Consider the following 25,285-nt stretch of genomic DNA (forward strand, 5'->3'; position numbering starts at 1 on the left):
TTATGTCGTCTCGAAATATTTTTTATGTTCCCACTCGGTTACCTGCATCCTGTACTCATCCCATTCGGCCATTTTTGCATGAATATACACTTGGTACGTATGAGAACCCAATGCAGCTTCCATCACTTTGCTTTTCTTTAATTCCTCAATTGCTTCACCAAGGGAACCCGGAAGCGTGGCGATATTGCGGTATGCCAATTCATCCTTATCAAACTCGTAGACATTCTCTTCTACGGGGCTAGGAGGCGTAAGACCTCTTCTAATACCATCAAGCCCTGCTTCCAGCATGACTGCGAGGGCAAGGTACGGATTATTGCTGGGATCCGGGCATCTCAACTCTGCCCTTATTGACTGTTCCCTCCCCTGAGAAAATCTTGGAATTCGTATCAAGGCAGAGCGATTCTTTTGTCCCCAGCAGATATACACCGGCGCCTCATACCCGGGCACCAGTCTTTTATAGGAATTTACTGTTGGAGATAAAATAGCGCTCATCGCACAGACATGCTGAAGTTGCCCTGCAACAAACTGTTTTGCCACCTTACTGAGTTTATATTCATCCTTTTCATCGAAGAATAGATTCTTTCGTGTCCTGATATCGAAAAAACTCTGATGACAATGCATTCCACTGCCACATAGCCCAAAGATGGGTTTTGGCATAAAAGTGGCATATAAATCGTGCTGATGCGCAATAGACTTCACTACCTGTTTAAAAGTCAAGGCATTTTCGGCAGTCTTCAGCGCCTCGGCATATCTGAAGTCAATCTCATGCTGCCCGGGGGCTACTTCATGGTGGCTCATCTCAACATTAAGACCCATTTTCTCCAGAGTAAAAATAATATCCCTTCTCACGTTTCCCGCAAGGTCTCTCGGAGAAAAGTCAAAATAACTCCCCACGTCGTGGGGTGTAGGCTCCACCTGACCATCGCTTTTGGGTTTAAATAAGAAAAATTCCAACTCGGGTCCCACATTATATTCAAAGTTCATTTCCCGCGCATTTTTAATTGCCCTTTTCAAAATATACCGGGGGTCTCCTTCGAAAGGGGAACCATCCGGCATATGGACATCACAAAAAAGTCTGGCCGTTATCTCCTCTGTCTCCCAGGGAAGCAAGGCATACGTACTCGTATCAGGCTTCAGATACATATCGCTTTCACAAATTCTTGTAAAACCCTCGATTGAAGAGCCATCAAACCAAATCCCCTTTTCGATGGATTCCGGGAATCTCTCCATAGGTATCGTAACGGCCTTGATATTTCCGTTTATATCAGTAAATTGCAGTTGGACAAGTTTTACATTGTCTTCTTTTGCCCGATTGATAACTGCCAAATCTGTATGCTCACTGGTCATGGAAATTTCACCTTTCTATAACATTTCGGAAGACAGAAAATCTATGTGGTTTGCTGCACTTTGGCCCAAACAAACACAGGCTGTTTAACTACAACAAGATTATCAATTTTAATCATATTGCTGTAAAAAAACAAGTAATTTATAACCAGGCCAGCACATGGTTCGTGCTTGACACCACAAATGCGTCATGCTAAACTTCAACTGAAATTATAAAATTTTACAACACTCTCTTTTTATCAGATTTGCGTTCAGCATTCGAATAAGAATGCTGAACAATTCTCAAAATAACCTCTTATGGAGACTATCATGGGAAAGGTTGTTGCCGTCTGCATAAGCGAAAGAAAAGGCACCCAAAAACGCGACGTCGGTACGTGTAAGTTAATCGAACATTTTGGCCTGAAAGGAGATGCCCATGCCGGTAAATGGCATCGTCAGGTCAGCCTGCTGGCCAGAGAAAGCGCAGATATCATGCGTAAAAAGGGATTAAATATCGAGGACGGCGATTTTGGGGAAAATATTGTAACGGAGGGCATCGAACTAAAATCCCTTCCTATTGGAACCGTTTTAAAAATTGGCGATGATGCCATTATTCGGGTGACTCAAATCGGCAAACTCTGTCATGACCGTTGCGCTATTTATTATAAAGCCGGCGATTGTATTATGCCGAGGGAAGGTATCTTTGCCGAAATTCTCACAGGCGGCACCATTAAAACAGGGGATGAAATTACAATCCTCGAAAAGGGTGCAGAAGTAGAAGTAAAAGTATGATACAAGCAGCCATATTAACATTAAGCGACAAAGGTTCACGAGGAGAACGTGAGGATAAGAGCGGCGAGGTTATCCGCAACATGCTTAAGGAGATTGATGCTACCATCACGGCCTATGAAGTCATCCCCGACGAAAAGGACCTTATTACCAAAAAACTCTTCGAATTCGCCGAAAAAGCCGACCTTATTGTTACAACAGGCGGAACGGGTGTAGGACCCAGAGACGTTACCCCTGAAGCCACACGGGCAGTTATAGAAAAGGAATTACCAGGCTTTGGTGAGGCCATGCGGACGGAAGGGCTCAAACATACCCCCAGGGCTATGGGCTCAAGGGCCGTTGCTGGTATTTACAAACAAACACTCATTATCAATCTTCCGGGCAGCCCTAAGGGTGTCGCCGAGAATCTGGCCGTTGTCCTCCCTGTCATTCCCCATACCATCGGCCTCATCAAGGGCGTGGTTACCGAATGTGCAAAAGATCGCGAAAAGCATGCGTAACCGTTGAAAAGGTGGATTCGGCGCAAAAACCAGCGCCTTAATCCACCCTACCAATCTACCAGACCCAGCAATTTAGGTTTGGACATATATTTAATTTTCGTTAAAAACATCTTGCAATTTTTGATCAAATTCCGGGGACACCATATTTGATTATTGACTCCACGCTGAAAAAAGGTTAAGATTCCGCTACATTCTGGATCATTTACGTGGTAGCTCCGGGAGTGCCGCACTGCTCAACCGCCTGAGATGTTTTCGGGGATAGTTGATTTACAATATGGTTGTGAATCGGATAGTCACAGAAAGAGGCCAGCTGAATTATCTTTTAAAACTGCACATTCGTTTTATTTATTCCTCAAAATTACCCGAGATTATCAAAGGGAGGTTAATAAATGAGTAACGAAATTGCGTATGCCATAATAAGACGTGCTGTTGTTGATAATACTTTTTTACAGGCTCTTACGAATAACCCAGACGATGTTATTAGGAAAGAAGGAATAACGGACTCTAAAGAAATATCGGAATTAAAGCAACTCTTATTTACATTACTTGGTGGTATGCAGCGGAATGTAACGTTGTATATGTTTATCGCTAATCAGCTCAAATCAACTTCAGAAATAGCAGATGCCTTTAAAGCCGGTCTCAAGCGGACGGTTGAGCAAATTGATATCGGTTTTCGTTCGACGATGATGATGTATATGGTAGCTTTCTATATGGGTATCGGCTTGATTGTTTCTTCAATAGCCTTTGCCGTCGTTCTGGATAAAACGCTGTTGTCGGTAATATTCGGTGTGTTTGGTGTTGTCGATGTTGTAGGATTTTTTGTTAAAAAACCATCGCAGCGTCTCCAAGGCAGCAGAGCCGATCTTGCTCAACTTCAGGCAGTCTATTTTAATTGGTTTGTTGACGTTTACAACTGGAATAGCTATCTCAGTATGTTAGGGCAAACAAAAGATCTCGATTATGAAAAGGTGAAACAAATTTCAACAACGCTATTGGAAAATACCGACAAGACCATGTCACTAGTTGAAAAATACTGTGAATTCGAGAAAAATAAATCTTATTCGCGCGAGGAATAAAAAAGAGCTAAAAATAGGTGGTCAAGAAAAATACGATTTTACGAGTACGAACCAACATATGTTTTATCGTTTAAGACAGCAAAGCCAGGTGCTCTTTAAAGACCGTAGCTGTTCCACTTTTTGAGGACGCACTTTGTCGCGCCATTGGTAAAGCGCATTGGTGCTACACGCATCGCATTTCCTAATCCTGGATATCCTGGTTCGTAAAAAACTATAGCGTCTTCAACCTCCACCTTGGCAAGGTTTGCTTTAATCCCCAAATATTGTTTGACTTATTCAATAATTTTGATTACATTGGTAACCATTTATTCCATACTTTTAATAAATATACGTATTTTATTAAGGTGGGAAGATTAACAATATTTTGGATAGTTTCGCAGTTAGAACAGAAGGACTTACTAAGGTCTACAAGGATTTCTGGAGACGGAAAAGTACCTCAGCCTTAACAAATCTTAATCTAACTATTGAGCGGGGAGAGATATTTGGATTACTTGGACCTAATGGCTCAGGTAAGACGACCACAGTAAAATTATTGCTCGGCCTCCTCTTTCCCACCTGCGGTAAATCCTGGTTGCTGGGATATCCTTCAAGCGATTTAAAGATTAAAAGCAAGATAGGTTTTTTACCAGAGGAATCGTATTTATATAAATTCCTCAATGCAGAAGAAATTCTGGATTTTTACGCAAAGCTCTTTGATATTCCAAAAAAAGAAAGAAAAAGACGGATCGATGATTTGCTCCACGATGTGGGACTGGATCCCTATCGCAAACGTCCTTTAAACCAATATTCAAAAGGGATGTTACGGAGAATTGGGCTAGCACAGGCCATTATCAACGACCCTGAGCTGGTGATACTGGACGAGCCTACAAGTGGTCTGGATCCCATCGGCGGCCGAGAGATGAAGGACCTTATCCTGGAATTTAAAAGGCAGGGAAAGACCGTTGTCCTCTGCTCGCACTTGTTGGCTGATGTGCAAGATATTTGCGACCGAATAGCCATCTTCAACAAGGGTATTGTGCAGGTAATGGGTAGCGTGAAAGAATTGTTGTCTCAGAAAGACGTCGTAGAATTTATGGTGAAAAATCTTTCAGACAATGACATCCAAGCGGTCGCTGCTTTTATTAAAAGCAAAAATGGCGATGTGCTATCGATCAATCACCCTTCCTCCACCTTGGAAGAGCTGTTTGTAAATATCATTCAACATCGTTCATAGACGGTTCTTTTCTTTAATTTATGATGATACTAACCATTGCCAGTCATACCTTTCAAGAGGCACTCCGGAAAAAAACACTACATATACTGATCGGACTTGGCATCCTCATCGTGACTGTTTTACCCGTTATCCCAACGACAGATGAGCCTGATGCCAGGATAAAAATGACTCTGGTAGTGTTTTTTCAGGTAGTGATACTTTTATGTATCCTGGGAGTGATTTTCCTTTCTGCCACATCGCTGCCTCACGAAATAGAAGACAGGACGATCTATGGCATTTTATCAAAACCCATATCGAGACTAAATATCATTGTGGGTAAAATCTTCGGTTTTGCCTTATTATCCGCCATTTTGATAATAATTTTGAGCCTGTTGAACATGGCATCCATTCTACGGATCGCGTCAGAATTACCGGAAGAATATAAAGGTATACTAAAGGCGAGGAAAGAGTTTAAGGCATCGCAGTTTTCCATCGAAGGTAAACCACACCATACCCGTGAGGGAATTCTATGGGTTGAAGGGGGGAGGACTGGAATTGCGTCTTGGAGTTTTCCCGAATTATACAAAAAACCTGAAAATAAATCTACCTTTGAAATAGAGTTAAATCTAAAGATCGAAAGTAGCGGGACGTTTATTGACACGGTACCGCTAGTTGTGGGGATAGAAAATACTATTTCTGGCCGATGTAAAACCGAGGTTTTATCAGCAACGGTAGATAAACCTTTAACAGTGAAGCTGGATCCTGAAATTGTGCAGGCGGGTGGCGCCATAAAAGTCACCGCTTTCCCTGTGCATATGACGGATTATGCCGGTGTAAGGCACGATGACGTTACGGTATTCTCCATACAAAAAGGTTTTGTATCTAATTATGCAAAGGCCATTTCAATAACTTTTTTAAAATTTTTGCTGATCATAATTATTGCAGTGATGGGATCCACCTATCTCTCTGCACCGGTGAGTATCGTTTCTGCCCTGGTTGTTTTCCTGTGCGGGCATATCCTGGAGTTTATCAGAGATTTCTCTTTACTGATGCAACACCAGGATGTACATGACCATGGCTTGCCGTCGGTGTTAAAAAAACCAAATATCCTTTTCGTATATATGGATTACCTTATGAAAAAGCCTTTGGAATGGCTTTCGTTTATTTTACCGGATTTCAAAAGATTCGACTGTTTGAAATTTCTCCTGAAAGGCATAAACATCCCTTTAGAAACCGTTGGGTATTCTTTAGGATATACAGCCATTTATGCAAGTATCTGCCTCTTTATATCCGTCATAATCTTTAAAAAGAGAGAGTTTTTTTAAACACCCGATGTATGGGAAGAGGAAGATTTTTTTAGTAGTGTTGCTTTGTGCTATTTTTTTTGTCAATATGCGCATTGTCTCATTCCGTGATACATCAACAACTAAGGCAATTCATTATGACCCAACAGAAAGTATCCCTCTGCTTTTATTGGGAAGTTTTCGGGGAATTGCTGTAGATTTTCTCTGGGCAAGGGCCATTGCCCGACACGAAGAAAAGAAATATTATGAATTATTAACGATCAACAATCTCATAGCTAAATTGCAGCCTAACTTTCCTGCCGTTTGGATTTTTCAGGCATGGAATATGGCATATAATATTGCTCATGAATGGGATGCGCCACAAAACAAATGGAAATGGATATACACCGGAATAAACTTTGCGAAGAAGGGGGCTATAAAAAACCCTAAGAGCGGTGACCTTTTCTTTGAACTGGGGTATATGTATCTGCATTTATTTGATCAACGCATTTTTAAATATGCCTCTTATTACAGGGAGCAATTGAAGAAAGAAGATGGTGAAGACAATTACGAGGCATCGATTTACTGGTTAAGGAGGTCCCTTACAAATGACCCTAAATTGCATAATATTTTAGCTATAGAAAGAACCATTTGTCACGCGTTATGGCATGCGGCACAGAGTGCTGAAAAAGAAGGAAATTTTGACAGGGCGCTTCACTATACGGAATCGGCTATACATGAATGGGAGACTTATCGTACAAATCATCCGGAGGATACTTCGACCAATGTGACTGAATTTATCAGTATGCTTGAAAAGAAAAGGGAATTTTTCCAAAGTTTATCAACGGAAAATACCTGGTAGTAAAATTACTGTAATATAACTGATACATAAAATAAACTAAGTTGGAAAACAGAAAGGAGATTAATTTAAGTCGATGAACAGTTTTTTGAGTAAGTGTAGACCTATTTTTAAAAATAACCGTGTTAGCATTGTAACGATACTCTTAATGCTAGCGATCCTGATCCTGGGGATATCAAAATCGGGATTATTTTTCCACAGCGCTCACGCGCAGAATACTGTAAAGAGCGCTGAGGAAAAGCCCGTGTTTGAACTTGGAGAACCCACTCAAAAAGAAAGACCTTTATTTGAATTGGAGGCTCCGGCACATAAGGTAGCCGAGGAAACATCGCATACAATACCCAACCTGTGGTGGATTGCGCCAATTGGCGCGTTGTTTGCGCTTTTTTATGCACGGAAATTCTACAAAGAAGTCATGCGGGCGCCTGAGGGTAACGAGAAAATGATCTCGATAGCCGGTCACGTCAGAGAAGGCGCTTATGCCTATCTGAAACAACAATACAAGGTCGTAGGTATATTCTTTGTCGGTGCCTTTCTTGTGCTCCTTTTGATCTCTTTCGGGTTACATGCCCAGTCAAAAGTAGTTCCTTTTGCATTCCTCTCCAGCGGTTTCTTATCCGGCCTTGCCGGCTTCCTGGGAATGAAGACCGCCACCAGCGCCAGTTCAAGGACGGCAGAAGGTGCGAGGAAATCCTTGAATCAAGGGTTGCAAGTCGCATTCAGAAGCGGTGCCGTCATGGGACTGATCGTGGTTGGTATGGGACTGCTCGATGTTTCCTTGTGGTTCTTTGTGTTCCGTAAATTCACAAATATCTCGTTGCTCGATATGGCAATGATGCTGCCGTGTTTTGGCATCGGTGCCAGCTCTCAGGCCTTGTTTGCAAGGGTAGGCGGTGGGATATTCACAAAGGCTGCCGACGTGGGAGCTGATTTGGTGGGTAAAGTGGAGGCAGGTATTCCCGAAGACGATCCAAGGAACCCTGCTACCATTGCTGATAACGTCGGAGATAACGTCGGTGACGTTGCGGGTATGGGCGCAGATCTGTACGAATCGTATTATAATTCCATGCTTGCCTGCGCGGCTCTGGGTGTAACTGCCGGTCTTGGTATTGCCGGAATGGTGGTGCCTATGATCCTAGCAGGGATAGGTATCATACTTTCCATTATCGGTATCTATGCCGTTAAAACAAAGGAAGAGGCATCGCAGAAAGAGCTCCTGAAGGCATTGGGAAAGGGAATCAATCTTAGTTCGATACTAATCTTGATCACCTCAGCCGTGGTTATCAAGTTCATGCTGCCTCAAAATTTTGGCATCTGGGGTTCGATTGTAACAGGATTGATAGCGGGTGTTATTATCGGTAAGGGTACAGAATACTATACCTCTTCCAATTATTCACCAACAAAGGGTATTGCCGGACATGCAAAGACAGGTCCCGCAACGGTGATTATTGATGGTATTGCCACGGGCATGATGTCTACAATTATACCCGTCATTACTATTTCTGCAGCGATCTTATTAAGTTATGCCTTTGCAGGTGGTTTTTCAAATATTTCACTCGGTCTTTACGGAATTGCCATTGCGGCAGTCGGTATGCTTTCCACATTGGGGTTAACACTGGCAACGGACGCCTATGGGCCCATTGCGGACAATGCCGGTGGTAATGCGGAAATGAGCGGCCTTGAGCCCTTCGTCAGGGAAAGAACAGATGCACTCGATGCATTGGGAAATACAACGGCAGCGACAGGAAAGGGCTTCGCCATTGGTTCTGCTGCATTAACTGCCATGGCGCTGATTGCCTCATTTGTCGAACAAATAAAGGTAGGATTGGAACGTGCAGGAGTACATACTATCCAGGTTGCAGGGACTTCTATTAATCTGGCCAATGCAAAATTATCTGATCTCATGCACTCACTGGATATTACCTTAATCAACCCAAAGGTGCTCATAGGCCTGTTCGTAGGGGGTCTGTCAGCGTTTATTTTCAGTGCTATGACGATGAAGGCTGTAGGACGCGCTGCAGGTAGTATGGTGGAAGAAGTCAGAAGGCAATTCAGAGAAATCGCAGGGATTATGGAAGGAACGGGAAAACCCGATTATGCTGCCTGTGTGGCAATCAGCACCAAGGGAGCGCAACGGGAAATGTTCGTCCCTTCTCTCCTAGCCTTGCTGGTACCTATTGTTTCTGGTTTGGTATTGGGCGTACCCGGTGTAGTAGGACTTTTGGCGGGAAGTTTGACGGTAGGTTTCTTGCTGGCAGTCTTTATGGCAAACGCAGGCGGAGCCTGGGATAATGCAAAAAAGTATATCGAAAGTGGCGTATTAGGTGGAAAGGGTTCACCTGCACACAAAGCGGCTGTCGTTGGAGATACAGTAGGCGACCCGTTCAAAGATACATCCGGCCCTTCTTTGAATATCCTGTTAAAACTTATGTCAATTGTATCGGTTGTCTTTGCTGGCATTATCATTAAATTTTCACCCAAGATAGGTGCCCTTTTGCACCTTCACTAATTAGTAAGAGGAAAAGACAAGCCACAGAGGATGCAGTGGAATTGTAGGGGCGAACGGCCGTTCGCCCCTACCTGCAGGGCTGTGGTTACGGTTTGAAAATACCCTTAAACATGGGAGGCAGTTATGTCCGGTAATATGATTACTGAAAGGGATGACAGGGTATGTCCTAATACAAATTGTCAATACGACAATCATGTAAAAGGTGCAAATTTCTGCATCCTGTGCGGCACGCTTTTGTACCATAGGTGTGAAAATTGTCTGGATGTGAACCCACGATACGCGAGATTTTGTTATTATTGCGGAAGCAGTCTGTCGGAAGTCAAGCCATCTGTACAATATGAGGCAGATTTTGGAGAAAATTTCGGAACACAACAACGACGGTAGGCTTTCAGGAGGGAACAGAAACGTTAGATCCGAAAGAGATTGCAATCCTGTGCGCAAGAATTGCCGACAGCAAGAAAGCTGAAGATATTTTGATCTTTGATGTTCAAGGGTTAACTTTTGTTACAGATTTCTTTGTTATTTGCAGCGGCTTCAATAAGCGGCAATTACAGAGCATTGCTAATGAAATAGAGACGAGGCTACATAGCTATGGTATCCATTGGGTAGGTATCGAGGGGTACTCGGAAGCCCGATGGATACTCATGGACTATGGTGATGTGGTCGTGCATCTTTTTGACAGAGACATGCGTCATTTTTATGATTTAGAACTCTTGTGGGGCGATGCGCGAAAGTTGCCGTGGAAAGACAATACCTAAAATGATGAATATTTAGAATAAGTATTCTTTTGATTACGTACAGGACTTGTCAGACCGGAAATGCCTAATTTTTGTGCCCTTTTAATATTTTTAATCCTTCGGCTTTCCTCACGGCGTCTTCTTTCCGAAGGTTTTTCGAAATAGGCTATACGCTTCGATTGATTAATGATACCTTCTTTATCGCACATTTTCTTAAATCTTCTCAATGCTTCTCGTATATTTTCGTCTGATGTTATTTGTATTTTCGCCATAAATAAATCACGAATCCTTTCTGTAAAATGTTCTCTTGTATTATTATCCTTCAAAATTTCAAAAAATCATTGTAATTTATATCTCGTTCTACGTCAAGGAAAAACTCTCATTTAATATACCTATGCCTATAAAAGAAGCCATATCCAAGTTAGTAAATAAACAAAATCTCAGTACTGAAGAAAGTCTGACTACAATGACACAAATAATGGAAGGGAATGCCACTGATGCACAGATTGCCTCTTTTATCACCGCCTTGCGCATGAAGGGTGAAACTGTTGAAGAAATTACCGGATGCACCATTGCCATGCGAAAAAAGGTCGTCAAGATAAAAGTTGGTGACAATACTGTAGTCGATACCTGCGGAACAGGGGGAGACGCTAAAAACACATTCAATATCTCAACGGCAGCCGCCTTTGTTGTTGCAGGTGCCGGTCTGAAAGTCGCCAAGCACGGCAACAAAGCATCTTCCGGCCAATGCGGGAGTGCAGATGCACTGAAACGGTTAGGCGTTAATATTGAAGCAGATGTTAAGGTTGTGGAAAAATGCATTGAGGTGGCCAATATTGGATTCCTTTACGCTCCTCTCTTACATCAGGCAATGAAATACGCTGTCGGTCCCCGAAAAGAAATTGGAATTCGTACCATATTCAACATCATTGGCCCTTTAGCTAATCCTGCCGGAGCCACCCACCGGATCCTTGGTGTATATAGTGAACATATGACACTCATTATGACAGAGGCATTGAAAATGCTGGGGGATCAACATGCATTTGTTGTGCATGGATTGGACGGTCTGGATGAAATCACCATATCAGACAAAACCAAGGTTTGTGAGCTCACTGGGAATGAGATAAAAAGTTATTATTTTGATCCGGGAGACTTTGGTATAAAAAAGTCAAAACTTTCTGACCTGACCGTAAATACCCCCGACGAAAGTGCTATGGCAATCAGAGAAGTATTGGATGGTATTCACAGTCCAAAGAGAGATGTGGTGCTTATCAATGCCGCGGCTGCAATCATTGCCGGAGGACTGGCAGAAGATTTTCAGGAAGGGCTACAAATCGCCGCACAATCCATCGATTCTGGTAATGCAAAAGGCGCGCTTAAAAAGTTAATGGAGATTAGTTGGCAATCCCTGTAAAAAGTATTGCATAAACTATATGGATTTACCGAAAATGTTAAAATATTTTGAAGTATTGCATGTATAAAAAATTTTGATTTTTAAACCAGCACCAATTTTAAAAATTGCGGAGCTTCATTTTTCAATGAAACGTAATTGTATTAGTTTCCTTTATGCACTTATCTAAGGAGGGGGCCATGTGTATAAAAAAATTGACATTTCTGATCACAATGATCCTGCCTTTTTTATTTACATACACCACAAATGCGGATGAAACTTGCTTGTCACCCTACATGGCCAAGATTACTGGACAAGAGGACTTTGTTTACGTTTGGACATTGGGCGCCGAGGGATTGGGAGACAGTTCAGACAAGCTTGTTACCATAGACGTACGTCCCGATTCGAAGGCTTACGGCATGGTAATTCATGTCGTATCTGTAAGTGGCCGTAACGAAGCCCATCACGGTGATTTTACCGACGATCGTCGCTACTTCTGGGCGGGGGGGCTTGACACCAGTCAAATATTCATCTTCGATATGTATTCAGACCCTGCAAAACCACGTCTTGTTAAAACCATAAACGATTTCGTGAAACGGTCCGGTGGTGTAGTGGGTCCGCACACGTTTTACGCCCTTCCAGGACGCATGCTAATCACTGGTCTCTCCAACGACACGGATCTTGGTGGCAGGACGGGTTTGGTGGAATACAGCAATGAGGGTGATTACATTACTACACATTGGTTACCGACTATCGATAATACGCGTGGAGCAATCATCGAGAAGCTTGCGGATGGATATGGCTATGATGTGCGGGTTTTGCCGCGCCGTAATGTGATGCTGACATCTTCATTTACAGGCTGGTCGAACTACATGACGGAATTTGAAAAGGTAACACAAGACCCCGATGCGATGAAGCGCTTCGGTCAGACTATGGTGGTGTGGGATTTTCACGCACGCAAACCGAAAAAAGTCTTGTATGTTCCTGGCGCACCGCTGGAGATCCGTTTTGCCTGGGGGCCATTTCAGGATTATGCCTTTACCAGCACCGCACTTACTGCAAAGATTTGGCTTATTTACGCAGATGACAAGAATGAGTGGCAGGCAAAGTCCGTAGCCGATATTGGCGACCCTTCAAATCCACCACTGCCTGTGGACATTAGCATAAGCGCTGATGGCCGGTATCTATGGGTTGCCTCTTTTATGGATGGCAAAGTACGCCTGTTCGATGTAAGTGACCCTTTTCATCCAAAACAGGTTTATGAGAAAGTTATCGGTTCTCAATTGAATATGATTTCGCAAAGCTGGGACGGCAAGCGGCTTTATTTTACCTCTTCACTGTTGTCGAAATGGGATAAAAAAGGCAAGGCAGACCAGCAGTTCCTTAAGGCATACGACTGGAATGGAAAGGAACTCATAGAAAAGTTCACTGTTGACTTCTACCAGCAAAAGCTGGGACGGCCTCATATTATGCGATTGGGCGCTTATGCGCTATACGACATTGAACCACCAAAGGCGGCATCAGCAGCCCAAGGACGCCAGCAAGAGAACTGACCATGCGGAAGCAAGTAATGTGCCTTAAGCGCCAGGTACCGGTAATTATTATTTTATGGGGGCTTTTGCTGGGAGCACCTTCATTTGCAAAAGACAATGGACTGGGCTACACGCCACCTGCACCCGGCAGTTATGAACTCCCCCCCATCAAACGGGCTGTCGACGGGATTGTGCTTGACACCAAAGGGAATCGGCAGCACCTGTTTGATTACATGGATGATAAGCTCGTGATATTGAGTTTTATCTATACTACCTGTAGCGATATTTGTCACATTGCGACATATGTGTTGCAGCAGGTAACGACCGAACTCAAACAAGATCCAGTGTTTTCAGACAAGGTGCGTCTCATTACTTTAAGTTTCGATCCTGACCACGACACGCCCGAAGTTATGCACCGCTATGCGCAGGAAATGGAGTGTGATACATCCGGATGGGTGTTTCTCACCACCTCTTCGCACACTGAATTGCAACCGATATTAGACGGCTATGGTCAGTATATCGTTCGGGAGCGTGATGCCGCCGGCAAGATAACAGGGGCGTTTATGCATGTCCTCAAGGTCTTTTTAATCGATCGTAAACGCAAGATTCGCAATATTTATAGTCTGAGCTTTTTGCATCCGACGCTTCTGTTGAATGACATCAGAACGTTATTGTTGGAAGAGGCGGCAAACCGATAGCAAGAAAAAAGGGGCAGGAAAGGGGTCATATACCATGTAACCTGCCGGAGTAACGAGCGGAAGGCAATATTCAGGGATAACCATGATAAGAACATTTTCCTTGAGTTGCTGAATGAGGCTGAAAACATATCATATCATCCTGTATTGTTACGTCCTCATGGATAATCATTTCCATCTGCTATTGATATAAAAGAAAAAGTTATTGGAGGAAGCATACTGGGGGAGTGATACGTTTATCAACTGGGTAAGAGACAAATTTTTACCAGTGAAATCACGTGAGATTTCAGCGGTACAGCGGTTAAAAAAATATACCACAAAAGAGTAAATCATTGATGCACTCTGCAAAGAGACGGATAAAAGTTTTGATGAAATAAAAAATGAACGAGGTATAATAAGGCAAATAGCTATGGACTTGTTATATCGGGTTGGTGGATTAATAAGTAGGAAAAGTGCACATTAAAGTTTTATAATATTGTCAATGCCCCGCATAAGGAGACATTATCAATAATTGGAGAAATACAATGTCTAAAACATCGCATGTTATCTTTGATGGAAAGGTATTACGACCTGAAGGGACGGTTGATTTGAAACCTAACACACGTTATAAGGTCTATTTGATTTGCTCGATTTTCGCGAATTTATGCGATAGGACAAACTGATGACGTTAGAAGAGATTAAGAAGGTTGCAGTTCCAGCTTGTATGGAGTTTAATGTTAAAAAATTGGATATCTTTGGATCACTTGTGCGTGGAGAAGTGACCGCGGGGAGCGATGTAGATTTGCTCGTTGAATTTGAGAACCCCACTTTGAATCTTACAAAAAGGTACTTTGGACTGCTTCATCGGCTTGAGGATACTTTGCATTGTGAAGTTGATCTGCTTACAATCAATGGGCTAAGGAATCCCTATTTTCGCCGCCATGTATTAAAGGAAAAGATTACCATCTATGAGGGATGAAATCCTAAAGTATCTCTTTGACATCAAAGAAGCATCTTTAGCTATTTTCCAATTTGTGCACGGGAAGAAGTTTGAAGATTACGAACAGGACGAATTACTTCGGAGTGGTGTTGAGAGAAAGTTTGAGATTATTGGAGAAGCGCTGAACAGAATCAAAAATGAAGATGCTGCCGTACTTGCTAAGATAAGAGATTATCGCAACATTGTATCTTTTAGGAACATTCTCGCACATGGTTACGATACCATTGACGACAGAATAGTGTAAGGAATTATTGAAGAGGACTTGGGTAATTTGCTCGAAGATATCGGGAGATTGAGTGGGCAGTAAGAATTAACCCCGAACTAATCAGAATAAAAACCTAAGTGATAAGATGGTAACTTTTAAAATGCACTTTCAGTCTTTCTAGAATTCTCGCGCTGAGGTGTTGAAGGAGCAATTCGTTGTTGAATAATGAAGGTTTGACCCTGACACTTTGTCTGACACTTTTCGTTTAGCCTGATTTTTGGCTTGCAGTTAAAATATGATTTAGACGTTGCTACCGATAAACTGAGCGATTGGCTGGAGCAGGAAGTAAAGGAATTTTCTAAAGTAAACTAATACACGTCATTTGAAATTATTTGTCATTTTAAAGTATTTGACCCTAACAATACCCCATGTGGTACGACCAGACATTGACGAGGCGGGGATGAGAGGTCCAAGAAATCGCAGTGGATGATATATTGAAAGAGGAATATAACTCGACTAAAGGCAAGACGACTTTGGTCGGCTGGGCATTCGAGAATGAATCCGAGTGCAAGAAGTACTTAGCCAATCGTGTGAAGGCGAAGATTCGGGAGTCGGACACCTCAGAACTGCTTCAGGAATATCTTGTCGAGATGGCCGACACGGGATTTGTACATCAGCCTTGCAATTTCGAGTTCAGAACCCACCCATGGCTAAGGATTGGGAGGTTGGAGAGGCATTTGCCGCAGTGATGTTGGAGGATCGATTTGAGGCTTCCTTCCCGTGGCCGACCTCTTGGGACAAGCGAACGCCAAAAGCCAGTCTGCCAGGACCAGATATGCCCGGTTTTCATCGGAAGGACAGTCCTCGGTTTTTGTTTGGTGAAGTGAAGGCGTCCTCAGAGGCAAAGTCTCCACCTCAGATCGCCAACTGTGGCGACGACTCCTTATGCAGCCAGATGAAACGTCTTTTGTTTTCCGACATGCACCGGCAGCAGTTAATAGAATGGCTGCTTGTCCGTGCACGGGATTCAGCGAGGTGGAAACCCATTTTTGATGAGGCTATCAAGCGATACGCCGCGGATAAAGCGTGCATCTGTGGTGTGCTGGTGCGGGGTGGAACCACGCCAAACACCGATGACTTGTCACAGGTACAAAATGAGCTGGCCGCTTTGACAAGCGCATATGACGTGATGCTACTGGCGTTTTATCTGCCATTCAATAAGTCTGAATGGGTTGAATTGGTTTACGGATCGGGGTCAAGAAATTGAGTACACACCCATCAGATTTTATCCTGCAAAAATTCGGCGGGATTGATGCCATAAAAAAGCAGGCTGAGACTGCACGAGTCTGGCTGGCTAAGACAGTATTAGCCCAGATTGCCGAAGGTGATAGTTTGGCAATAGCTAAGCTGACGCCATCTGAGCTATCCCAAGTGCAACAGGCCCTTCAGATTGTAGAATTGAGGGCGCTTGACTTGATGCAAGATTGGCGCCGCGATTTTCTTTCGAAGGAGGGACAGGAGTTTCGTCAATTCTGTTCACTTGCCTTCGATTTGCGCCGATCACTTCCTAAGCCAGAGAATGCAGATGATACCTTGAAGTCAAACTTGCTGCTTTCCTGCGTGGCAGTATTAGGTGACCGCTCCGCAGACATCCGTCGTCATTTCCGTGAGCATCCGTGGGTTATTCCGCACCCTCAATCCAAGAATTGGGGGCAGCGGTTGTTCTACACGACCGCGGATGCATTTCTGCGAGTGGTACGGAAGCAGAAATGGACTGACTTGGAGGAGGTAGCCACTGCGATCAAGAATCTGCGAGAACAGCAGAAAGATTTCGAGTCTGGTTACCTCGATAAAGAAAACGGCGTTCGCCAGACTGCGGCATTGGAATTAGTGGCCTTCTACCATTTGGCTAAGTCTATTGAGGTGTTGGGTCTTTACGTGGGGACTGGCGAACCAGCGACTGCGACGGACGAAGTGGAGTTCCATGTAAGTCGGGCAATACGTGCAACTGATTCTGCCGGGATTATAGAATTGGCACTGCTACTGCGATGGATTGGGGCAGCATCCAGGATGATGATTCGTACGACCATCTGGCACCAACTGGCGGCATATAACGATAAAATGACTGTGTTCAAAAAGTCGCTGGCCAGCCGAGATAGAACGCAGCCGATGTTCGATTTGTTGCCACCCCAACGAGATGCCATACAGGAACTGATGAGCATCGGTAATCGTGCCTTGGTGGTCGAGATGCCCACTTCTGGTGGGAAGACGTTACTGGCCGAGTTTCGAATCATCCAGACCAAGGTCAACGTTGCAGATTCGTGGATTGCTTACCTGGTACCTACGCGGGCACTGGTGAACCAAGTAACTGCCCGCTTGCGCCGCGATTTAGGATCGCTGGATTTAAAAGTCGAACTTGCATCGCCAGCTATAGAGATAGATGTGTTCGAGGATGAACTGCTTAAGGGCAAGGATGCGTTCGACGTATTAGTAACTACCCCAGAAAAATTAGACCTTCTGATTCGCAGCCAACGAATTGATTTAAAGCAACGGACGCTCGGCTTAGTAATTCTTGACGAGGCTCACAATTTGGGGGATGGCGAGCGTGGCTTGAAATCAGAATTGCTTCTGGCCACGATCAACCGAGAGTCGCCTGATACTCATTTCCTTCTGCTTACTCCGTTTGTGCCAAACTCTGAGGAGCTTGCTAAATGGTTGGATGATGAACGGTCTAAGAGCATTAAGCCGAGCTTTTCAGTCGATTGGCAGCCTAATGATCGCCTAATCGGGCTCACTTACATAGAAGGAAAAGGAAAGACATGGGGCATAAAGCTTCGCGCTTTACATACCAACAGACCAAGCATTCACTTTGAAGATGAAGCGGTATTGGAGCCGAATAAGGAGCGAAGTATTCCTATCAGCCAGACTAAGACTTCCAAGAAAAAAGTTGCCGCTGAAATTGCCCGAGTATTATCAGTTCGGGATTGCTCTGTTGTTCTTGCTTTCTCACCCGCTGACACATGGGATATTGCCCAGTACATTGCCGAACAGCAGCCATCACTGAGTCAACGATCCCAAAATCTGGAATTAGTGCGGCGACATGTTGAAGACGAATATGGGGAAGATTTCCCACTTGCCGGTTTTCTCGAAAAAGGAATCGGAGTGCATCATGCGGGCATTTCGCCCGACACTCGTTACTTGCTCGAATGGCTTATCGAGAAAGGCGAATTGAAGACTTTAGTGGCAACTTCAACACCGGCACAGGGTGTTAATTTCCCGATATCGAGTGTTGTTTTAGCTACACATCATAAGTCTAAGAAAGTTGGAAGCGGATATATTAAAGAGCCTCTTCGACCTGACGAGTTTTGGAATATTGCCGGTCGTGCAGGCCGTTTATTCCAAGACACACTTGGGCTGGTATTGTTCGCTTCAACAACCACACAAGATAAGGATATTGAGGTATTTGTCGATCAGAACGTTCAACACCTGGCCTCGGCTTTGGAAGAAATGATTGCCGATACGATGGAAAAGGGTTGGGAGTTGGATTTAAAAAAGCTGGTTAAGAATGACCTGAAATGGTCGAGTTTCGTTCAATTCCTTTCACACACGTATCGATTAATCAACGACCATTCTCGGTTCATTGCGGATACTGAGATGTTGCTTAAGCGCACCTATGCCTATCGCCGTCTGCTAACAAATCAGCCTGAGGTCGCTGAGCAATTACTGGAGTCTACCAGAGCTTATGCGGATCAACTGAAGAACCTTCCTGCTGGTGTCGCTTCGCTTGTGGACACCACGGGGTTTTCGCCGGAAACCGTAGTTGACCTCCTAATGAAAAGAAAGGAGATTCAACTATCGCCGTCTGAATGGAGTCCGAGTCAGTTATTCCGTATAGGCGGCGAAGGCCTAAAAAATGTGGTCGGTAAAATGCTCGAAGTTGGCGAGCTCAATATCGAAGGGCGAGGTCCTGGGGAACCAGGTACCATTGCGGAAATCATTAGCATGTGGGTAGGCGGCAAATCGTTAAAGGAGATAGCGTTAAAGCATTTCCCGACCGAGTCAAACGATGAAAAAAAGATTACCGAGTGTTGCAGACTTATTTTCCAGAAATTGGCTCAGAATGCATCTTGGGGTCTTGGAGCTATTCAGAGTTTGTCTGGTGTAGATATAGAGTCGTTATCATCAGAACAACAGGAAGCCTTCCGCACATTGCCTGCGATGATCTACTATGGTTGCAATTCGGTTGAGGGTGTGCTTATGCGTTCCTTAAGTGTCCCGCGTTCAATCTGCGTACCAATAGGTGAAGCATACAAAGCAGAGACTCCTGTGGATTACACTGAAGTAACACGAATCGGAAAGGCAAGACATTGGCTTAAAGATGCCGAACTTCAGGTATGGAACACAGCTGCTAAGTCCAAGAAGATGTCAGGCCAAGATTACCGAAATCTTTGGTTAATCCTGAACGGTCGTGAACCTGTGTTTTGAATTGAGAGAGGAGAAATGATGGGGGTAGACTATTGTACCGTGAGCGTGGGGAGAAAACAATTACGAGAAAAACTGAAAAACGACAAGCATCTTTCTCAGATTATCAAAAGAGTTGAAGCAGATTTGTAAACAATAAAGGGGGATTTCTTTGCCTCCCCGTTGAAATGCTTGAGCTGTATGAAGGGAAAATATCACGTACAGTTCTTAGGAGGAAATCAGGCAAAAATACCTGCAAACTATCCGGCGTAAATAATTTATTATTGATAGTAGTGTCTAATTGCAATAATACATTATATTTATTATTACCCTGAATATATTGAAAATACACGGATTTCAGATGAAAAATACTATCAATAATTTATGCAATCAGGCAGTAGCATGAGTTCCATGCTACTATGAATACGTGATTCAGTCATTTAAAGACAAGGGAACGGAAGATATTTTCAACGGTAAATGTGGTTCGCATACCAACACAGAGAGAGCCAACCCATCCTGGAGAGATGCTCATCGAAGAATTTTTAATCCCTATGAATATCACCCAACGGGAATTGGCGAAGGAAATTCATGTTCCATACCAGAGGATTAATGAAATTATCAACAAACGCCGTGGTGTGACACCTAGTACAGCTTTACGGCTTGCTAAATTCTTTAGGGTTTCAGAAGATTTTTGGATGAATCTGCAGCTTAGATGGGATATATATAAAGCGAAACTTCATGAGGCAAAAGAATTAAAGACAATCAGATCTCTCTGAATGGATGAGTCGTTGGCGCCTTCATAAATTTAAACATGATATGCCCAACAAGTCTGAGAGGAAGAAATGATGGGGGCAGACTATAGTCCCGTGAGCGTGGGGAGAAAACGATTACGGGAAAAACTGAAAAGCGACAAGCATCTTTCTCAGATTATCAAAAGAGTTGAAGCAGATTTGTCATTTTAAAAGATTTGATAACCCTGAGACCCTGCATATATTCTTATATATGTGATAGCAACCACTTAAAAGCCAAATGATTTCCAAGAATTAGGATAGAAAACAGGCACAAACTAACCAACACATGAATAATTAACTCAGAATGTTTTTTGTTCTCTCCAAGTCCCCTGACTATATAGCAACCTTCCACTATAAATGCTAAGGGAACATAAGAAATAATTGCTGCCTTATGTAACTTGTGGAGAAATTTCATTACATAATCCTCGGGTAGAAATAGTCCTATGACAAAATATGAAAAAAAAGATAGGATATACACCACTCCCAATATGATTACGAATATGCCCGCCCAGTTTCGAGGGAGGTCAGTGGCATAGTTGCGAAGATATTGAGTACCAACATGAGCCGCCTTTTTTATGCGACGTTCCAAGTCCAAGTTATAGTCTTCAAGCCGCTTGCGATACTGCTCTTCCTGATCATGCAGGTGCTTTTTCATCAAACAAGAGCCGATTCTCGCCTTGAGCAATACGGGATTAAAAGGTTTTGTTAAGTAGTCGTCAGCGCCTTTTTCAATACACCGTATGATACTTTTCATATCATCGATGGCTGAGATCATGATAACAGGAATGTGACTCCAAGAAGCGCTGTCTTTCAAATGACACAAAACCTCGTATCCATCCATTTCTGGCATCATTATATCAAGCAGGATGAGATCTGGAGGCTGTTCTCTGATTTTAGCCAATGCAGACAGTCCATTTTCCGCAAGGATAGAAATATGTCCAAGTGCATTAACCCTCTCGTTCAGCATATTGCGGCTAGACTCTTTATCCTCAACGATAAGAATTCTTGCCGGATTCGTCATGAAATTTCCCTCCGTAGTAATATGAATTTTTTAGGCTTTGATGCCTGTACTGGCAATTATGGCAATAATGGGATAATTAGCAACTTCTGACATTAGCATTCGACGCCCTTTCAGAGTGTAAATCCATTTCCTTGTGATTCGGAGGATGTAGAGGTAGTATAAATGTAAAAGTACTTCCTTTTCCATAAAAGCTCTCCACCCAAATGTCACCACCATGTAATTCAACTAAACGTTTTGTAAGCGCTAAACCAAGGCCAATCCCTTCATAATTCCGTGCTAATGAAGAATCCACTTGGCGAAATGCTTCAAATATTTTTTCTCTATCTTCTTGTTTTATACCAATTCCTGTATCTGCAATAGCAAATTGTATATAGTGATCTTTCAATGTTGTATCTATATACACAAAACCATTTTCATGGTTAAATTTTATTGCATTAGATAAAAGATTAAACAGTATTTGTTTTAATTTCAATTGATCTGCAACTAGAGTAGGTATATCGAACTGGATAGTATTCTTTATTGAAATATTTTTTTTGTTTGCAATTTCTGACACCGTATTTAATACTTCATCTATTGCTTCTTTCACACAAATTTCTTCGTACTTTAGCTCTAGTTTTCCTGCTTCAATCTTGGAAATGTCTAACACGTTGTTAATTATGCTGAGTAAATGTTTTCCGCTACTTTGAATATCGGCTACATATTCTTTTTGCTCATCATTTATAAGCCCAACCAATTCATCCCTTAAGACCTCTGCAAATCCAATAATTGCATTTAGCGGAGTACGAAGTTCATGCGACATTGTTGCCAAGAATTCAGATTTCAATCTGTTGGCCTTTTCTAGTGCAATATTTGTTCTTTGAAGATCACTGGTTTTTTCCTGTATTTTTTTTTCCAGCAGATGGCGATACTGTTCTTCCTGATCATGCAGGCGCTTTTTCATCAAACAAGAGCCAATTCTCGCCTTGAGCAATACGGGATTAAAAGGTTTTGTTAAGTAGTCGTCAGCGCCTTTTTCAATACACCGTATGATACTTTTCATATCATCGATGGCTGAGATCATGATAACAGGAATGTGACTCCAAGAAGCGCTGTCTTTCAAATGACACAAAACCTCGTATCCATCCATTTCTGGCATCATTATATCAAGCAGGATGAGATCTGGAGGCTGTTCTCTGATTTTAGCCAATGCAGACAGTCCATTTTCCGCAAGGATAGAAATATGTCCAAGTGCATTAACCCTCTCGTTCAGCATATTGCGGCTAGACTCTTTATCCTCAACGATAAGAATTCTTGCCGGATTCGTCATGAAATTTCCCTCTGCTAGTTTTCAACGCTTAAATACTTTTTAAGAACTGCATACAATTGCTTTACATGGATAGGTTTTGCCAAGTGAGCGGTGCAACCCATAGCTATATGAGTTTTTTCGGCTTCGGCGCCTGCACTGGCAGTCATGGCGATAATGGGAATATTAGCAAATTCTGGTATTGCTCGAAGCCTTTTAGTTGCCTCCAGGCCATCCATCACCGGCATCCGAATATCCATCAAAATCAATTCGGGTTTATGCTGCTTAGCCATCTCAATCGCCTCCTGTCCGTTTCTGGCAGTTACTACCTGGTGGTTATGGTCATCCAGCATTTCGATGACCATCTCCAAATTGTGCTCGTTATCCTCTGCTATTAGTATACGATGTCCTTTAGGAAGGATACCCTCTTCTTTTAAAACCTCCTCGCTCTCTTTCTGTTCTGAAGGTTCTTTTCGCGACAAATTTTTCATCGGTAAAGTAAACCAAAAGGTACTTCCTTGCCCTAATTTGCTCTCAACACCGATTTTCCCACTGTGTAGTTCCACAAGTCGACGTGTCAGGGCTAGCCCAATTCCTGTACCACCAAGCTGTTCATCGATTACATTCTCGGCTTGATAGAATTCGGAAAAAATCTTATCAATCTTGTCTTCTGCGATTCCAATTCCATTATCCCTGACTTCAATCCGAACTCCGGAGTCTCCGCCACTAATAGCACATATCTCAACTCGCCCATTATTTGGTGTAAACTTGAGTGCATTTGAAAGCAGGTTCATAAGTATCTGCTTACACTTCCTAAAATCAGCCGTTACAACCGGCAGATTCGGTTCAATTAACGTTTTTACAGTTATCTTTTTTTTCACAAACTGGCGACTCATCATGGATACCATGCCATCAATTAATTCATCGATAGAAACATCCTCTATTTCAAGTTCCATTGCTCCCGCGTCTATCTTGGACATATCAAGTAAATCGTTGATAAGAGACAACAGGAGTTCTGCACTACGGCTGATTTCTCTAGTGTATTTTAAGTGCTTTTCACTGAGCTTTCCAGTTAATTGCTCATTTAACAGATCGGTATAGCCAATGATGACGTTGAGTGGGGTACGAAATTCGTGACTCATAGTCGAGAGAAATTGAGTTTTGGCTCTATTGGCCTGTGCCTGTAAGAGCTCAGCAGCTTCAAGGTTTTTGAAAGACGTGCGCAATTCCTTCTCCACTTGCTTTCGTTCATTCATTTCTCGCGTCATTTCGAGGTTTGCATTTCTTAGTTGGGAAGGGCTCGGTAGTGCAATAGCCTTGGGAATAAGAGGCCAGATGGCTATAGCGGTAAATGCGGACGCCATTGCGGTAAAAAACTTTACGACACCTTCAAACCTATAAGCAGGACTCCATAGGGTCCAGACATTCAAAAGGTGTGTACTACCACATGAGAAAATGAATAAACCAAACATGACAAATATCCACTTGAACTCCAGGTCTTCCCGCTTCCGTACGAAGTGAAATAGTGCAATAGGAATAGAATAGTATGATATGGTAATAATACTGTCGGAGATAATGAAGAGCCATAAGACTTCAGGCCTCCAAAAGAGACAATGTCCATGAGGCATAAAATCCTGGGCAAAGAGCTTCTGAAAAAACTCCAACATAGTTTTTCTCCTACTATTTAATAGATTTTGTGCGAAATATCTTTTTAGTGGAAGGATAAACCAAAATGTGTTTTCCTTACCCAACTCGCTCACGATGCCTTTATTTTACATTTTGGAGTCAAGTTGCAAATAAGCATTTTATATGATTATCAAGTCTGCTGTTGTTTCAACGATAGCAAAAATCTTTTAAAATGACAAATGATTTATTACAATAAATTCGACAGGATAAGGTTGGTATTATAATCCCGAATCCCAAGATAGTGAGGTGAAAGGAAACGAAGACGTCAGACCTTGATTATTGAATATACTTCACAACGCTAAAACGACAGATGCTTCTTGGGTTACCTGTGAGAGAATTCATGTCAGGCAAAAATAATCCTCTACGAAGAATTATTTTTATCACACGCCTTTACCATGATAGCAATGTACCAAGTTTCTGCAATACCTCCGACACCACCCGAGGTGGTAAAGTACATATCCATTCTGCATCCCGGATGCGCCAGTCTAAACTCTTAATCTGATCAGCCAAAATTACTCCGCTCACAGGCAAGCCATCAGGCATGATCACTTCAAAGGGATAACCCTTGATTTGATTTGTAACAGGACAGAAAATGGCAAGTTCAACCTTTTCATTATATATCGCCGGTGAAAGCACCACCGCCGGACGACGTCCTGCCTGTTCATGACCTGATTGCGGATTCAAGGTAATCCATACGACATCGCCGCGTTGCGGGACGTAACCCTTTTTTACCATATTTCGCTACCTATGACATGTCCTGTATCAAATTCAGCATGTCGATTGTCTTTGGTAACTTGCGCAAGGAGTCGTCTGAGGGTCAACTTGGATTGAGGAACGGCCATGATAACAACCTTTCCGTCTTCCAGCGACACTTCAACCGGTGAATCCTGTTCCAGCCCTGCCTCATGAGCAAACGATTTTGGAATGCGCAATGCAAGGCTGTTTCCCCATTTTTGTATACGAGTTTTCATCTAA

Annotated in this window: 24 protein-coding genes; 17 read left to right on the plus strand and 7 right to left on the minus strand. The window is 43.0% G+C overall.

Features of this window, described 5'->3' with window-relative positions; translation table 11 throughout:
• A complete protein-coding gene (glnA, locus tag E3K36_06810; GenBank protein ID MCF6154954.1) occupies nucleotides 1-1,347 on the minus strand; it encodes a type I glutamate--ammonia ligase in 1,347 nt (448 codons plus the stop codon).
• A 306-nt stretch (nucleotides 1,348-1,653) separates the two neighbouring features.
• On the opposite strand from glnA, the gene E3K36_06815 reads away from it, so the two are divergent.
• The 9 genes from E3K36_06815 (at nucleotide 1,654) to rsfS (ending at nucleotide 10,289) form a co-directional block, all read left to right on the plus strand.
• Nucleotides 1,654-2,115 carry an MOSC domain-containing protein gene (locus E3K36_06815; GenBank protein ID MCF6154955.1) on the plus strand — a complete coding sequence of 154 codons (462 nt, stop codon included), beginning with the start codon at nucleotides 1,654-1,656 and terminating at the stop codon, nucleotides 2,113-2,115.
• Complete coding sequence (locus E3K36_06820) at nucleotides 2,112-2,612, plus strand: MogA/MoaB family molybdenum cofactor biosynthesis protein (protein ID MCF6154956.1); 501 nt, start codon at nucleotides 2,112-2,114, stop codon at nucleotides 2,610-2,612. Before E3K36_06815 ends, E3K36_06820 begins: the two co-directional genes overlap by 4 nt.
• A 389-nt stretch (nucleotides 2,613-3,001) precedes the next feature.
• Complete coding sequence (locus E3K36_06825; GenBank protein MCF6154957.1) at nucleotides 3,002-3,688, plus strand: hypothetical protein; 687 nt, start codon at nucleotides 3,002-3,004, stop codon at nucleotides 3,686-3,688.
• A 364-nt stretch (nucleotides 3,689-4,052) separates the two neighbouring features.
• Nucleotides 4,053-4,901: an ABC transporter ATP-binding protein gene (locus E3K36_06830; protein ID MCF6154958.1), complete on the plus strand. Its 849-nt coding sequence runs from the start codon at nucleotides 4,053-4,055 to the stop codon at nucleotides 4,899-4,901.
• Between the two features lie 20 nt (nucleotides 4,902-4,921).
• Nucleotides 4,922-6,205 carry an ABC transporter permease gene (locus tag E3K36_06835; protein MCF6154959.1) on the plus strand — a complete coding sequence of 428 codons (1,284 nt, stop codon included), beginning with the start codon at nucleotides 4,922-4,924 and terminating at the stop codon, nucleotides 6,203-6,205.
• Nucleotides 6,206-6,242: 37 nt separating this feature from the next.
• Nucleotides 6,243-7,025, plus strand: coding sequence for a hypothetical protein (locus E3K36_06840; GenBank protein ID MCF6154960.1), 783 nt, complete (start codon nucleotides 6,243-6,245; stop codon nucleotides 7,023-7,025).
• A gap of 334 nt (nucleotides 7,026-7,359) precedes the next feature.
• Nucleotides 7,360-9,531, plus strand: a complete 2,172-nt coding sequence (locus E3K36_06845) for a sodium-translocating pyrophosphatase (GenBank protein ID MCF6154961.1) — start codon at nucleotides 7,360-7,362, stop codon at nucleotides 9,529-9,531.
• Between the two features lie 123 nt (nucleotides 9,532-9,654).
• On the plus strand, nucleotides 9,655-9,915 hold the full coding sequence (locus E3K36_06850; protein ID MCF6154962.1) for a zinc ribbon domain-containing protein: 261 nt from the start codon (nucleotides 9,655-9,657) through the stop codon (nucleotides 9,913-9,915).
• Between the two features lie 59 nt (nucleotides 9,916-9,974).
• Nucleotides 9,975-10,289 (plus strand): ribosome silencing factor, encoded by a 315-nt coding sequence (gene rsfS / locus E3K36_06855; GenBank protein MCF6154963.1) that lies wholly within the window; start codon nucleotides 9,975-9,977, stop codon nucleotides 10,287-10,289.
• Here the strand turns inward: rsfS and E3K36_06860 are convergent.
• Nucleotides 10,286-10,540, minus strand: a complete 255-nt coding sequence (locus E3K36_06860) for a 30S ribosomal protein S21 (GenBank protein ID MCF6154964.1) — start codon at nucleotides 10,538-10,540, stop codon at nucleotides 10,286-10,288. The genes rsfS and E3K36_06860 overlap by 4 nt on opposite strands.
• A gap of 122 nt (nucleotides 10,541-10,662) precedes the next feature.
• Here E3K36_06860 and trpD point away from each other — a divergent pair, with 122 nt between their 5' ends.
• The 8 genes from trpD to higA all read left to right on the plus strand — a co-directional run bounded on the left by trpD (nucleotide 10,663) and on the right by higA (nucleotide 20,306).
• Nucleotides 10,663-11,682: an anthranilate phosphoribosyltransferase gene (gene trpD / locus E3K36_06865; protein MCF6154965.1), complete on the plus strand. Its 1,020-nt coding sequence runs from the start codon at nucleotides 10,663-10,665 to the stop codon at nucleotides 11,680-11,682.
• A 176-nt stretch (nucleotides 11,683-11,858) separates the two neighbouring features.
• Entirely contained in the window at nucleotides 11,859-13,211 is a 1,353-nt protein-coding gene (locus E3K36_06870) for a selenium-binding protein (GenBank protein MCF6154966.1), read from the plus strand.
• Nucleotides 13,212-13,213: 2 nt separating this feature from the next.
• Nucleotides 13,214-13,888 carry an SCO family protein gene (locus E3K36_06875; GenBank protein ID MCF6154967.1) on the plus strand — a complete coding sequence of 225 codons (675 nt, stop codon included), beginning with the start codon at nucleotides 13,214-13,216 and terminating at the stop codon, nucleotides 13,886-13,888.
• A gap of 658 nt (nucleotides 13,889-14,546) precedes the next feature.
• The gene (locus E3K36_06880) at nucleotides 14,547-14,843 is read left to right on the plus strand and encodes a hypothetical protein (GenBank protein MCF6154968.1); all 297 of its coding nucleotides are present in this window, start codon (nucleotides 14,547-14,549) and stop codon (nucleotides 14,841-14,843) included.
• Nucleotides 14,833-15,108 carry a DUF86 domain-containing protein gene (locus E3K36_06885; GenBank protein MCF6154969.1) on the plus strand — a complete coding sequence of 92 codons (276 nt, stop codon included), beginning with the start codon at nucleotides 14,833-14,835 and terminating at the stop codon, nucleotides 15,106-15,108. Before E3K36_06880 ends, E3K36_06885 begins: the two co-directional genes overlap by 11 nt.
• 667 nt (nucleotides 15,109-15,775) lie before the next feature.
• Nucleotides 15,776-16,336, plus strand: coding sequence for a hypothetical protein (locus E3K36_06890; protein ID MCF6154970.1), 561 nt, complete (start codon nucleotides 15,776-15,778; stop codon nucleotides 16,334-16,336).
• The gene (locus E3K36_06895; GenBank protein MCF6154971.1) at nucleotides 16,333-19,554 is read left to right on the plus strand and encodes a DEAD/DEAH box helicase; all 3,222 of its coding nucleotides are present in this window, start codon (nucleotides 16,333-16,335) and stop codon (nucleotides 19,552-19,554) included. Before E3K36_06890 ends, E3K36_06895 begins: the two co-directional genes overlap by 4 nt.
• A gap of 455 nt (nucleotides 19,555-20,009) precedes the next feature.
• A complete protein-coding gene (gene higA / locus E3K36_06900) occupies nucleotides 20,010-20,306 on the plus strand; it encodes an addiction module antidote protein, HigA family (protein ID MCF6154972.1) in 297 nt (98 codons plus the stop codon).
• 220 nt (nucleotides 20,307-20,526) lie between these two features.
• On the opposite strand, the gene E3K36_06905 is transcribed toward higA, so the two are convergent.
• From E3K36_06905 to E3K36_06925, 5 genes are all read right to left on the minus strand, one after another.
• Nucleotides 20,527-21,342 (minus strand): response regulator, encoded by an 816-nt coding sequence (locus E3K36_06905; GenBank protein MCF6154973.1) that lies wholly within the window; start codon nucleotides 21,340-21,342, stop codon nucleotides 20,527-20,529.
• A 76-nt stretch (nucleotides 21,343-21,418) separates the two neighbouring features.
• Nucleotides 21,419-22,402 carry a hypothetical protein gene (locus E3K36_06910; GenBank protein MCF6154974.1) on the minus strand — a complete coding sequence of 328 codons (984 nt, stop codon included), beginning with the start codon at nucleotides 22,400-22,402 and terminating at the stop codon, nucleotides 21,419-21,421.
• 260 nt (nucleotides 22,403-22,662) lie between these two features.
• On the minus strand, nucleotides 22,663-24,291 hold the full coding sequence (locus E3K36_06915) for a response regulator (protein ID MCF6154975.1): 1,629 nt from the start codon (nucleotides 24,289-24,291) through the stop codon (nucleotides 22,663-22,665).
• A gap of 409 nt (nucleotides 24,292-24,700) precedes the next feature.
• Nucleotides 24,701-25,045 (minus strand): endoribonuclease MazF, encoded by a 345-nt coding sequence (mazF, locus tag E3K36_06920; protein ID MCF6154976.1) that lies wholly within the window; start codon nucleotides 25,043-25,045, stop codon nucleotides 24,701-24,703.
• Nucleotides 25,039-25,281 carry an AbrB/MazE/SpoVT family DNA-binding domain-containing protein gene (locus E3K36_06925; protein MCF6154977.1) on the minus strand — a complete coding sequence of 81 codons (243 nt, stop codon included), beginning with the start codon at nucleotides 25,279-25,281 and terminating at the stop codon, nucleotides 25,039-25,041. Before E3K36_06925 ends, mazF begins: the two co-directional genes overlap by 7 nt.
• Between the last annotated feature and the right edge of the window lie 4 nt (nucleotides 25,282-25,285).

This window comes from Candidatus Brocadia sp. (assembly GCA_021646415.1).
Classification (GTDB): domain Bacteria; phylum Planctomycetota; class Brocadiia; order Brocadiales; family Brocadiaceae; genus Brocadia.